The organism is Parabacteroides vesiculifaciens, from assembly GCF_049860805.1.
GTDB lineage: Bacteria > Bacteroidota > Bacteroidia > Bacteroidales > Tannerellaceae > Parabacteroides.
Window position 1 is genome coordinate 1,928,491 of sequence record NZ_CP187555.1, and the last position, 13,615, is coordinate 1,942,105.

General features: G+C 49.4%; 8 protein-coding genes. All 8 read right to left on the reverse strand.

The window, feature by feature from the left end:
- Positions 1–25: 25 nt before the first annotated feature.
- The 8 genes from ACPYIV_RS07915 to ACPYIV_RS07950 all read right to left on the reverse strand — a co-directional run bounded on the left by ACPYIV_RS07915 (position 26) and on the right by ACPYIV_RS07950 (position 13,414).
- On the reverse strand, positions 26–1,054 hold the full coding sequence (locus ACPYIV_RS07915) for a fimbrillin family protein (RefSeq protein ID WP_425886283.1): 1,029 nt from the start codon (positions 1,052–1,054) through the stop codon (positions 26–28).
- A gap of 42 nt (positions 1,055–1,096) precedes the next feature.
- Positions 1,097–2,806, reverse strand: coding sequence for a fimbrillin family protein (locus ACPYIV_RS07920; protein WP_425886284.1), 1,710 nt, complete (start codon positions 2,804–2,806; stop codon positions 1,097–1,099).
- 216 nt (positions 2,807–3,022) lie between these two features.
- Positions 3,023–3,793 (reverse strand): DUF4469 domain-containing protein, encoded by a 771-nt coding sequence (locus tag ACPYIV_RS07925; RefSeq protein WP_293740832.1) that lies wholly within the window; start codon positions 3,791–3,793, stop codon positions 3,023–3,025.
- 67 nt (positions 3,794–3,860) lie between these two features.
- Positions 3,861–6,269, reverse strand: a complete 2,409-nt coding sequence (locus ACPYIV_RS07930; RefSeq protein ID WP_293740833.1) for a DUF4906 domain-containing protein — start codon at positions 6,267–6,269, stop codon at positions 3,861–3,863.
- Between the two features lie 514 nt (positions 6,270–6,783).
- Positions 6,784–9,162: an FISUMP domain-containing protein gene (locus ACPYIV_RS07935; protein WP_425886285.1), complete on the reverse strand. Its 2,379-nt coding sequence runs from the start codon at positions 9,160–9,162 to the stop codon at positions 6,784–6,786.
- A 184-nt stretch (positions 9,163–9,346) separates the two neighbouring features.
- Positions 9,347–9,565 (reverse strand): hypothetical protein, encoded by a 219-nt coding sequence (locus tag ACPYIV_RS07940; RefSeq protein WP_425886286.1) that lies wholly within the window; start codon positions 9,563–9,565, stop codon positions 9,347–9,349.
- 219 nt (positions 9,566–9,784) lie between these two features.
- The gene (locus tag ACPYIV_RS07945) at positions 9,785–10,723 is read right to left on the reverse strand and encodes an Rpn family recombination-promoting nuclease/putative transposase (protein ID WP_425886288.1); all 939 of its coding nucleotides are present in this window, start codon (positions 10,721–10,723) and stop codon (positions 9,785–9,787) included.
- A 201-nt stretch (positions 10,724–10,924) separates the two neighbouring features.
- On the reverse strand, positions 10,925–13,414 hold the full coding sequence (locus tag ACPYIV_RS07950; RefSeq protein WP_425886289.1) for a DUF4906 domain-containing protein: 2,490 nt from the start codon (positions 13,412–13,414) through the stop codon (positions 10,925–10,927).
- Positions 13,415–13,615: the final 201 nt, after the last annotated feature.

Genomic DNA, 13,615 nt, shown 5'->3' on the forward strand with positions numbered 1-13,615 from the left:
GTCAGTAATTTATATGAATATTAGGTTATTTCAGGTCGGCAGAACCTTTGTCGCCAGCTACCCAGTCAGTGACTGTAGCGGTTGCTTTGATTTCCGTTGCACCTGAAGCCTTATCCGGTTCCGTAACGGAAAGGGTGATAATGTGCGAAGAACCTTCAACGGCTACCAAAGGAGTCGTAGTACTTTCTTTATTTACAACTACATCATTATAGGTATAGGTCTTGCCGCCTCCATTAATTTCGACATTCACCTTGACACCTCCGGCTTTCACCATAACGGCATTACCAGCCTGTGCTTCTGTCGTACCGATTGTCCAGTTGCCAGTTCCCGGAATAGCAAAAGGAGCCGCAGCCGTCCAGCTAACCGTACCATCCGTGAAATTCACAGCTTCGGGCAATTGTGCATCTACCAAGCTGATGCTTTTCAGGGTTGCAGTTCCACCCCACTCGCCTCCTGAAGAAGCAGCTGTCATCTTCATCTTAAAAATCAACTGGGTGGTCTTGTGTGCAAATTCCAGATTAGATGCAGTTACAGTACCCGACGGTTTTACACCGAAATCTTTAGCCGGAGCATACATAACGTCCTGCTCGCCGTCTACCTTCGCCATCTTTACCGTCTGGCCATCCAATGAACCTTTGGGAGCCACAGCCGCTAAGAAAGCATGGTTGGTAGACGATTTAGACGGATAATACAGAGTCGGAGCCAAAGTCACCTCTCCTCCATCGCCTTCGGAAGCAGCAGTAAACGTTCCGGTAGAAACAGTTGCACGGTCTGTATCGGCATTGAAATCATTACTGGTTACCGTATTCTGATAAACTGCATTAAATTTGTTCCATTCCGCAGATGTACTGCTTGCATCATGCATCAACACCGTTGCCTCCACCTTGCTGCCATTTACGACGGGAGCTTTTGTCTCGAGGCCCTTAACGGTTTGTCCGATACAGATTGCCACCGCATTTGTCACTTCATCCGGATTTGTACCGGGAACTTCTTCTTTTGAGCAGCTTGCCAATACCAAGGCTAAAGCCGCCATACTTAAAAATACTTTCTTCATGTCTTTAAATAATTTATGAATAATTAGTTAGTAAATAAAAAATCACATATCTGCGTTACCGCTATCGCCCTGATTCCAGGCGATAACCGTAGCGGTCACTATAATCTTCACTCCATCCGTAACGGGAGGTTCCGGGTCGGGCTTCGGATCGGGTTCCGGGTCGGGTGTCGGATCAGGTGTCGGGTCGGGATCGGGATCAGGTGTCGGGTCCGGCTTAGGATCGGGCGCCTCGATCGAGATCTCGACATTATAGGCTTTTCCCCCTTCACCGCCTCCATCGTCGAAGCTGACCGGGAGGTCCTTGAACGAATGGTCGTGAGCCGGGTTGCCGTCCTCCGCCAACACCAAGTCGAGCGTCAGCGTAGCTTCGGGCTGCACCAAGACATAGCCGGGCAACGTAGCCACTCCGTCGACAATCGGGAAACCGCCCGTACCGGGATCGGCATAGACCACGACAGGCCCGGCGCTGCCCGATGGTTCGACCTTGCCGGTCGAGAGATCCACAACGGCAGTAGACGCCAGCCCGTTCAGCTTGACGGAGCGCACCTTATAGCCGCCTGACACCCCTTTCAGCTTCAACGTGAAGTTAAGCTGCGACAGCAGATGGCTGTAGGTGAGCGGAGTCGTCACGGCATCGAAACGCCGTCCGAGCGACCCGTTCTGTTCCACCGACAGCATCAGGTCTTCCTGGCCGGTCAACTCGTAGTGCACCTTTCCGTTCCGGAGCGGGGCGACCGGATAATACCCGCGCAGGTAGAGCGCCGACCCGTCAGCCGGATAATAACGGCGGGGCGAGAGCACGATCTCGTTGTCCGAGGCGGTTCCCTGCCAGCTGTCCGCATACTGCCCGGCAGCCGTTCCGACGGCGAGCGACACGGGTGTATCGTCGAACTCGTCCACCACCGCACGCGTCCGGATGCCTGTATAGAGGCGTACCGGTTCCAACATGCCGGGGGTGACCACCACATCGATCACCTCTCCCCCGGCGGCCATCGCCTGTTTCAGCGGTTCGGTGATGTCTTCGCTGAATGGGAAGGCATTGCCTTCGGGCGTGTGCAGGGTGAGCGTCAGCAGGTGGGCGCCTTCCTCGACGATGCCGAGGATGGAGGCGGTCGTGCTGCATCCGTCCTGCCCGCCGCGAGGTTCCAACGAGAGGGCGAGGCCGGCAGCTTCGACCGAGACGCCGTCGGACACGCGCAGGGCCGAAGCGACTCCTGAAAGCGTCCCCCCGGCAGTCAGGCCGGAGACGGGCGCGTTCACCGTCAGGCGCAACGTCTTGCGTATATCTTTGTGGACCAGTTCGAGGTTGCAGGTTTCACCTGCACGGATCTCGCACGAATGGTTCATGGCGGCATAGACCGGCTGTGTGAGCGAGGCGAGCAGCCCGTCTTGTCCGGCCCCCTTCACGGCGATACGGGCGGTAGACAGGTTATCGCCGCCGGCAAGCTCCGTCTCCGGAATAACCTCGCCGGCGGGGACGGCCCTTGCCAGCACGCAATAGGTCCCGGCAGGGAGCCATTCGTTCAGTTGCCAGGAGGCTGACAGGGGTTCGGACGTCTTTTCGAGTGCAGGTTTCCGGTCCTCCCCGTAGACATGCAATGCCAGCGAATGCCCGTCTACCGCCATGACCGTGGCGGCAAGCTGCCCTTGCCCTTCGTGCGGCTCCGGATCGTCTGACTTGCAGCTGGTACCGGCTACTAAAGCGATAGCAAGCAGGAGCAGGTGGGAAAACGATGTGTTGTTCAGTTTCATATTTTGTTCTTTGTAAATTGTATCTTTTATCAGCCTTTGACAGGCGTTTTTTACACCGATGGCCTGTGTAACGTTACCCTCGGTATCTGTGCAACGTTACCCTCGAAGCCTGTGCAACGTTACCCTCGGCATCTATGCAACGTTACCCTCGCACCCTGTGTAACCCGGCACAGGTTACCTGTGTAGCGTTACACAGGGTGTCGGTGTAGACGTGCATCAAAGTTCGCCCGGTCTTTCGTCTTCACCACCTTCCACAGTGAGCATCTTTTTATACTCGATAATGCGGGCTTCCTTCAACAGTTGGCTGCCTTGGAGGTATTGGGTGACGATACGGAGGATATAATTGCCGTTGTCCAGTGCCGGAACGCGGGCTAAGATGCGGCTGGGGTCGTTCTGGGTGAGGCGGCGTGACACTTTCACCGTCTTGCTGCCGTCTTCGGTGACGAAGAAGACGCCTACAACGGCTTCGTCGCCGGCAATCTTGATGCGGCTGCCGTCGATGCGGATGTCGTCGTTCGTCGTGATCGTACCGTCGGTCAGGGCGGTGGCGGTATCGGTGACGAGGTCAATGCCGGCCACTTCGGGTTTTCTACCGAGGCTGATCGTCTTCACTTTCTTCAAGGCTTCGCGCATACGCTTGGAAGGCACGATGTCGAGCGTCAGCTTATTGACGGCCGGATTAAACTGTGCGGTCGGACTTGGGAAAGCTCCCGGTATGCGAGGCGTGAACAAGCAAAGGTCTGTCATCACACTTTGCCCGTTCAGGAGGTTTTCTTCGATGATGCCGTTATGTTGCGAGACGATCGAAAGGATCGTTTCGTATTCTGTTTCGGAGCCGCGGCGTTTGATTTCCTTTGCGATATCTTCGTTACGCAACGTCTTGGGGCCGGTCTTCACTTCGGCTACGCAGTCGTTCGCGTCGTCTTTCGTCAAAGGATTGTCACGCAAATAGAACTCCCAGTAATACTCTTTTTCAAAGTTTTCCATAATGTCTTTCGTTTAATGTTTATAAATTTATTTTGTTATCCGGCCTGCGCCGGGGTTGATTGTTTGTTTATTTTTGTTCCTGGATGCAACGGACAGGAAGCGCTTCCTTGAGCCAACCTGTATAAGTCAATGCATTAGTTGTTAGTTGATTTGTATTCTTATTTATTCTTATCTCTAATAAACGACCAGCTTCTCTATTGTTACCATCAGTTCCTAATGAATTCACATTATCACGACACCATAGAAGAGTTGCACTTCCGATCACCGAATAAGTTGTAGTTCCATTCCAATATCCGGTAAATCGAATATAAGTTGTTCTACTGCCCTTTTCGTTGCTTTCAAAACGGACAACAGTACCACCATCTGCAGAAAAATTGCTGTTTGCCAGATTCAACGGAGTATTTGTATTTATACCCGGATCAGATTGAAACAAAGCGTTATAATCATTAATTTTTGTAACACGCCATCCGACCGGGCATGGATCATGAACAGTCTTATCCGCATCACCGCCCCATGCAGTTCTTAAAGCATCCAGCGTATTCCAACCTGTGGATCTGGCCGGTTTATAGAGGATTGCAGGATGCCGGTAGGCTTCCTGGAAACTGACAGGATTTGATGTCGATATATCTCTCTTATAATAAGAAATACCATCCGGTTGATATAAATTCAATAACCCTCTTGTCGGTTTTGACAAATCTGCAGGTATTTCAGTAATGCTTGGATCTGATGTATAAGAACTTGGGAACAAGTCTTTTCTCCCCCATTGATAATGAAAACCATGCGTTTTAGATTTCTCTAAAGCAGAAGGAGGAGTCTCTGTATAGCCGGCCATTGCTCCCAGATTACGATCCATCATCGGTAGTTGATCGGCTGTCCTATTGGTATACTTTTGTTTTCTTTTAAGCGGGTCATCTACAGATTCATTCCCTGTAGGGTTAGGACTGTATTCCGTAACCCAAACATGCCAGCTCCAAAGGATATTACCCGTTCCGTTCGCGCCGTCATAAGCGGCTATCACTCCGCTGCCGCCGGTCGTATTCGGGGCGACACGGCAGTAGATGCGGGCTTTATCGAAATTCGCGCCGTCGGTCAGGTCTACAATATTCGTATGGTCGGCCGAAGAGTTGGCCGTGCCTAAAACGGGGTCGCCGACATCGCCGTTCTCAAGGGTTTGCCACAGGACTTTTACGGACTGGATTTTTGTACCCTCAGGACACCAGCCCTTCAACAGCGTGTTGTCAACCGGGCTGCCATTGACCGTATATTTATAGGGATTGAAGCAGAACGCGCCGCCGGGAGCCACCATAAAGCAGTTGGCGGTCGGCACAAAGTTGTTGTTGTCTTGCGAAGCGGGGATCGGGTCGACAATCGTCACGCGGAGGTCATTGACCGGCAAATTCGTGGAGCTATGCTTGAATGAAGCCTCATAGGCATAGTCGTGGTTCCCGTACAGATTGAAATCGGTCGTCTCCTTGCCGCCTAAGTAGATGCGGTAGTCTAACTTCTTTTTAGCATCCGTATTATTTACGGCTATGAAGCGGATATACGAGCTGCCGGTAGGGGCGTTCGATTTGATACGATAAAGCTGCGAGGTGGCAGCAGGGTTGCTACCGCGCACATTCGCCGGAATCCAGCAGGAATAGCTGCCGGCGGTGGTGCTATTTAGATACTGTATCGTCGTGAACTGGTCGAGCAGCGACGGATAGGTATTGTCTTTTTTATCCGGTGAAGCTACCACCTTATACTGGGTCGGGATGCTGTGGATCAGGATTTGTTGCGGGGTATAACCGTCGACTTTATAATCCCAGGTAAATGTCAAACGGGCTGCCAATCGCTGGAGGCGCAGGCGGACATCAACTGCTTCGCCGTCCTTGCTATAGATACGGCCGTCGGAGGATACATTGACGTCTTTCAGGTGGAGCACATAAGGCATTTTGTTCATGTCTTGCTGGTTTGCCGGGTCCAGATCCTTAATAAGGTAAGAGCCGATCGTGTCTTTAACAGCGTCAAGCGCACCCGTTCCCAAACGGCGGTTATTACCGGCTCCCCAAGCGACAAGGACAAGCTGACAGCGAGTGGCTTCCTGTAAAGCCAGGGTTATTTTAGTGCCGAGGTCGATCTTTTCAAAGGCAGCCCCCCTCAAATGTCCATTAGAACTATTGTACTGGCGGATTTCCAGGTTGTATAGGGCATCCGGTTGATAGGAGGTTCCCGCCTTCGTCTGCTGTGACGGGACGAGCCTGAAATCGAAAGCGCTTTCACGATCCATGCCGCTTTTCGTTGCCGGCGTTGAGGACGTTGACGCCGTTCCCGACATTCCGGGAGTACCTGACAAATCGTAGCTGTCCGCCTCGTCAGCCAGACCAATGTCAAGTGTTACGTCCACCATTTTCCCCTCCCCTGACGGATGTCTTCCGCGGGAGTCGAAACGGTCGTCGCAACCGGTTGCCAATATTAAGAATGTTGTTACTGCCATTACTGCTCGTTTTTGTAATTGAATGCTCTTTGTTCTCATACCCTTTACCTTTTTTTACTACTACATCTGCGCGGTTTTAACACTTTCTCAAAATCTCTTTCTTACCGAGAAAGAGAGAGTTGGAACGTGTGGTACGCAGCTATTGTTGTTCAGCAGGTTACAGGCGTTTTCTCAGAAACGGGATTTACGTCTGTAGAGCATTCGGATTTTTAAGATTATTAAATTGTATCAAATTATAGCCCTATTCTTTGCCGTTCTCGTTAAAAGATGCTACTTTAGCACCCGATTTCGAACAGGAATCAAGCATTTTGATGCACTCTCTCTTTCTCGGTAAGAAAGAGAGAGTGTTTTGTTTTCTATCTCTTTGTTTTTCAATTTGTATCATATCTGTCACCTTTTTCATTTTTATACTGTTACTATTACTATCGCTTTCCTTTTTTAACGTTTCTTGCTACACACGGGGCTTTGCCAAAAACAGCCGTTCGTATCGTCTTTTATCAAGGGTTATTTCTTTTCAACGCCTGTCCTGGATACAACGAACCGGATGGGAATCCCGGAGCTCCCATACACCGGAAATATTATACGCATCTGAGGCAATTCCTTTTTTACTAACAGACAAGGCAAAAGCTAAATTATCGCCATTTGATTCCCGACACCATAAATTCCCCATTCCGCCAATGTTGATAAAAGAATCCGAGTGATCCTGATAGCCCGTCATACGGATATAGGTACTACGTCCGGAATTACTCTGTTCAAAATAAACGACCGCTCCCCCGTCTTTCGACAAGGTCGACAGGTTCTTCATATTCATCGGTTCTTTGGACTCAAGCTTTGAACTTGTCTCATACGAGACATTGGTGAATAACGAACGATAGTTTTGCTTGCTCGGAACACGCCAACCGGCCGGACAAGGATCATAGAAGTTCTTCGTACTGTTATTCCATAGATTAGAATTCGACTCGGAACACCATTTATGTGTCCCCGTGTATGTCGTTGTCGGATGCTGAAAAGATCCCCTAATAGTTACCTCACTTTCTTTGGCAATCCTGACAAAATAAGAAACGCCATCCGGCTGATAATAATTCAACATGCCCGGAGTCAGTTTATCTGTATTTACGGTTATCGAACTACCTTCTATAGACGAAGAATATGTACTTGGAAACGGATCTTTCCTGCCACATTGATAATGGAAACCATTCGCCTTGGATTTGGCCAGGTCGTCTTCCGGCACGTCCGTATAGCCGGCTAACGCTCCTAAATTGCGATCCATCATCGGGTATGTATTCGGATGGTTTCCATATGTATATAACTGGACTCTCTTGTTCGGATCGTCTACAGTTGCGTTTGCCATTGCATCGGGGGCATAATCAGTCACCCAGATATGCCAACTCCAAAGCGGGTCGCCAGTGCCGTCCGTGCTGGCATAAGCGGCGATCACTCCGCTGCCGCCGGTCGTATTCGGGGCGACACGGCAGTAGATGCGGGCATTCGCAAAGTCATCGCCGTTCTTCAGGTCTACGATATTCGTATGGTCGTCCGAAGAGTTGGCCGTACCTAAGACGGGGTCGCCCACATCACCGTTCTCAAGGGTTTGCCACAGAACTCTTACGGACTGGATTTTTGTACCTTCAGGACACCAGCTCTTCAACAGCGTGTTGTCAACCGGGCTGCCATTGACCGTATATTTATAGGGATTGAAGCAGAACGCGCCACCGGGAGCCACCATAAAGCAGTTGGCGGTCGGTACGAAATTGTTGTTGTCTTGCGAGGCGGGGATCGGGTCGACGATCGTCACACGACGGTCATTGACCGGCAAATTCGTGGAGCTATGCTTGAATGCAGCCTCATAGGCATAGTCATGATTCCCGTAGAGGTTGAAATCGGTCGTCTCTTTGCCCCCCAAGTAGATGCGGTAGTCTAACTTCTTTTTAGCATCTGTATTATTTACTGCTATGAAACGGATATACGAGCTGCCGGTCGGGGCGTTCGACTTGATACGGTAGAGCTGCGAGGTGGCAGCAGGATTGCTGCCGCGCACGTTCGCCGGAATCCAACAGGAATAGCTGCCGGCGGTGGTGCTATTTAGATACTGTATCGTCGTGAACTGGTCGAGCAGCGACGGATAGGTATTGTCTTTTTTATCCGGTGAAGCTACCACCTTATACTGGGTCGGGATGCTGTGGATCAGGATTTGTTGCGGGGTATAACCGTCGACTTTATAATCCCAGGTAAATGTCAATCGGGCAGCCAACCGTTGCAGGCGCAGGCGGACGTCGATCGCTTCGCCGTCGGCACTGTAGATACGGCCGTCGGAAGATACATTTATATCTTTCAAATGGAGGACGTAGGGCATTTTGTTCATGTCGGTCTGATCTGTCGGGGCCAGATCCTTAATAAAGTAAGAGCCGATTGTGTCTTTGACGGCGTTAAGCGCACCTGTTCCCAAACGGCGGCCATTACCGACTCCCCAGGCAACAAGGACAAGCTGGCAGTGGGTGGTTGCTTGCAAATTCAGGGTTATTTTAGTGCCGATAGCCGTACTGGCTTCTACGGTCGCACTACCACCCAGATATGCACCGGAAGAACTGTACTGACGAATTTCAAGATTATAGAGGGCATCCGGTTGAAGGGAGGTTCCCGCCTTCGTCTGCTGTGACGGGACGAGGCTAAAATCGAAAGCGCTTTCACGATCTATACCGGCTTTCGTTGACGGTGTTGACGCCGTTCCCGACATTCCGGGAGTGCCTGACAAATCGTAGCCGTCCGCCTCGTCAGCAAGACCGATGTCGAGTGTTACATCCACCATTTTCCCCTCCCCTGACGGATGTCCTCCGCGGGAGTCGAAACGGTCGTCGCAACCGGTTGCCAATATTAAGAATGTTGTTACTGCCATTACTGCTCGTTTTTGTAATTGAATGCTCTTTGTTCTCATACCCTTTACCTTTTTTTACTACTACATCTGCGCGGTTTTAACACTTTCCCAAAATCTCTTTCTTACCGAGAAAGAGAGAGTTGGAGCGTGTGGTACGCAGCTATTGTTGTTCAGCAGGTTACAGGCGTTTTCTCAGAAACGGGATTTACACCTGTGGGGCATTCGGACTTTTAAGATTATTAAATTGTATCAAATTATAGCCCTGTTCTTTGCCGTTCTCGTTAAAAGATGCTACTTTAGCACCCGATTTCGGACCGGAGTCAAGCATTTTGATACACTCTCTCTTTCTCGGTAAGAAAGAGAGAGTGTTTTGTTTTCTATCTCTTTGTTTTTCAATTTGTATCATATCTGTCACCTTTTTCATTTTTATATTGCTTCTATTACTATCGCTTTCCTTTTTTAACGTTTCTTGCTACACACGGGCAACATAAAAACTCACACACCCCTGCCCCCTCTCGAAGAAAGGAAAAGGTACTTTCAGACACACAAAAAGTTGCGCAACACCCGACAAGGATGTTGCGTAACGATTCGTGCACCCGGTTATTCTATACAGATGCGATTGATAAAAAAAGGAGAAAAGTCTTTAATCCGAAAGTGCGGATATGTCTTCAATGGATAGACCTGTACATTGGGCTATTACTTCGGACGGGATTCCCTGTTTTTTCAAATTGATGGCGATTTGACGTTGGCTTTCAGCTTTACCTTCGAGCAGACCTTCTGCTTTACCTTCGGCCAGACCTTCTGCTTTACCTTCTGCTTTGCCTTCTGCTCGACCATCGGCATGGCCTTCGATCCAACCTGTTTTAATAACACTTCGTTGGTAACGAATTGCCTCCATATCCGAATAATAACGTTGTTTTTCTGAAGGGCTGAGCTGGTCTATGCGCAAACGTTCACTGGCTTCCTGCAAGCCGGGAGCTGTGCTACCATGTGCGATTTCGCCGGTTTTGAGGAATTTGATCCATTCGTCAAGCGGTGTTTTTGCCTGGTCGTTGAAGCCTTCGACACGAAGAACATAGTATTCCGGAAATATATCACCTGCCTCCTCGCGGACAAACTGTTCGCGTTGGCGAACCGAGAGCTGCAGGATATCATCATAGTGGATGCCTTTGAAAACCGTACGACCATGATAGACATAATCTTTACCCTGGCCTAACTCAAAATAAACGATATTGATGGAATAGATCTTACGGATTATACCATATTCCTGGCCTTCGTTTATATACTCGGTGACAGCTTTGGATGCACCATACAGCATACGGTGAAAATAATCCAGTTCACGGTTGTTCTGAACCTCTATGATGATAAGCTCGCCTTTGCTGTCTTCAGCAAGCATATCTACACGGTTGAACTTGTCTTCACAGTCATCTTTGTTACCTTCGCTTTCAAGCAGACGCACAATCGTGATCTTCTCTTCAAGCAACGTAGAAAGAAAACCTTCCAAAATAACAAAATTGGATTTGTTACGCAAAAGGCGCTTGACAGCCCAATCGAAACGAACTAATGCAGATTGATTTTCCATAGTTATTTATTTTTATATGAATATCTTACTGCAAAGATACTATTCTTTTTGAGCTTTCAACCTTTTATACAACTATTTATAGGAACATCACGAAATAAAAAGAACCTTTTCCTTTTTATTATCAATCTCATCATGTCAAAGAACTCGTTTTCCCCGGTTGCTGCAAGGTCCGGGGAGGACCTTTATCCTCTTTTTCCTTTATCAATTTCCTTTGTCCTGCACGCAACGGACGGAAAAACCGTAGCCGTCTTCCACCGGATGCTGAAAAGAAAACAGTCCGTTCTGAATCTGGTAAATCTGCTTATACCCTTCTTTTGGGGAGATGGACGTCCAAAGAAATACAGCATTGTTTTTAACACCTGTCCGATATGTTCCATTTGTAACTTCCCGTAATGAGACACCCGGAAAAAACGCTGACTTTTCCGTATAGGCACCATCATTCTCGCCCGAGCCTCCGAAGTAAAGGAAGCCCGAACCGGGAATATCTGTTCCTGTGGCAGAAACACCACCGTTCGTTTTCATGGAAGTCAGTACCAAACCATCGTAATACATTATATTATCATTATTACCGTATGCATTTTCATAAATCGTATTGTCACTCGACGAACCGAAACCCGCACATAGCGACTTCTTGGGGTCAGAAGCCGAATGAGTCGGAACTTTCCATCCATCCGGGCAAGGATCATAGATCGTTTTTGTATCGTTTGTCCCCCAGGCATCCGACTTATCGGCATAGAGTGTCTTGCCTCCTCCGGGAGGATAGAATATCGATGGATTCTCAATCAACGTCTGATAAGGGATATTCGGTTTTGCTGGAGGAATAGTGATATCTATCCCCTTTCCGTCCCAATCATATATCGTTTTCATCTGGGTCAGTGTGCCGTCTGCCGAACTGTAAAAAGGATCTTTCCGGCCTCCCTGATAAAGTAAACCGAATGTACGGGCGGCATCGAGGTTATTGTGCTGGATTCCGGCCCGTATTGCTCCCAGGTTACGGTCCATAATCACCTTTTTATAGAAAGCGCCGTCGGTAGCAGTCCACGAAACGCCGCCATATACTTGCACGGTTCCCCCACGAGTGCCCTCCTGTGCTACCTCGATGGCATGGGTACGACTGGCTCCGTCACCGGAAGTAAACGAGCCAAGTGTAGCAGGAACATAACCGGATATCCAGATATGCCAACTCCAAACCACTTTATCTGCTTCACTATAGGCGGCGATCAGAGCGTTGCCCCCATTCGTGACAGGCACTTTAACATGGATGCGGGCAGACTGGATGTCGTCGCCATTAGTAAGGTTAGCCAGATTGCTATGGTCTTCAGCATCTACCGCATATCCCATCACCAACTCGCCCGAAGTGCCACTGTCTTTGTTTTGCCAAAGCACCTTCACATTCTTAATCTCCGTTTTGATAACAGGAATTCCCGAAGGATTAGTAACCAATTCATCGTTCCAGCCGTTTGTACCGGAAGTATGTTTATAAGGATTGAAACAGAGGTTCGTGCCCGGTTCCATCATCAGGCAGTTGGCGGTAGGCACCAGGTTCGTACTGACAACCGGCGTCCGGTCCAACAACTGAATACGGGCATCTGTCTGATAGTTTGCATTGTTGATGTTGACCACATAACTATAATCGGTATTGCCATACAGGTTAAAGTCCGTAGTGCGGGGACCTCCCACATAAACACGGTAGTAAAGGCGCTCCTGCTTGCCTGCATTATCCATCACGAACTCCAGGAACGAGGATGCTGTCGGGGCGTTTTGCTTATTCCGGTAATACAAGGAAGTGGCAGTCGGAGAAGTTCCACGTACGTTGGCGGGAAGCCAGACGGATTGCTTGCCGTTGGCTGTGGTCAGTTCCGTACCTTTCAGACGGTACAAGTCTACAAACTCTGCGGTAGCCGTAGGGTAGGTTCTCCCCCACTGCGAATCTTCCTCATCCGACAAAAGACGGTAACCGGCAGGAACCTGGCTGAGGCGTACTTCTTTTAATTCGTAACCAGTACTTATCATTTGCTCGCTGACAGTCCATGCCACATCCAGCCGGACAGCAAGGCGCTTCAACAACAAACGGACATCGAGTTTTTGCCCGTCAATGCTTTGAATCTCCCCGCCAGTACCGACTTTAACCGACTCCAAATGCAGGAAATAAGGCATATTATTCATACTAATTCCGGCTCCGAAACCCACCGCATTAATCTTACTCCCGATTGCACTGACCAACAAATCTTTATCTTTACGGATATTCCGAATATCGGATTTACTAATTATAGAAGGGATGACTGCATCCTCGCCTCGTGCCACAATCAAGAGCTGGCAATTGTCGCTCGCCTGCAAGGTTACGGTCAGTTTGGAACCGAGTTCCGCACTCGCAATCGTGGAGGTCGTTCCCATATTGGTGATCTTTGCTCCGTTCGAATTATATTGTATGATTTCGAGGTTATACAATTTGTCCGGCTTATCAGCTACCGCTTTCGTCGGGGAAACGGACACCAATCGGACGTCCAACGCCTGGCTACCGTTGCCCTTCGTCCCGGTTGCCGAGGACAAAGCGGAAGCGTCCGTCTCGTCGGCCAAGCCGATGCAGAGCGTTACTTCCACCGCTTTCCCCTCCCCAGACGGATGTCCTCCGCGGGAGTCGAAACGGTCGTCGCAACCGGTTGCCAATATGAATAATGTTGTTACTGCCATTAGTACTCTTTTCTGTGTTTGAATGCTCTTTTTCGTCATACCCTTTACCGTTTTTTCACTACTACATCTGTTACATTTTAACACTTTCTCAAAATCTCTTTCTTACCGAGAAAGAGAGAGTTGGAGCGTGTGGTACGCAGCTATTGTTGTTCAGCAGGTTACAGGCGTTTTCTCAGAAACGGGATTTACGTCTGTAGAGCA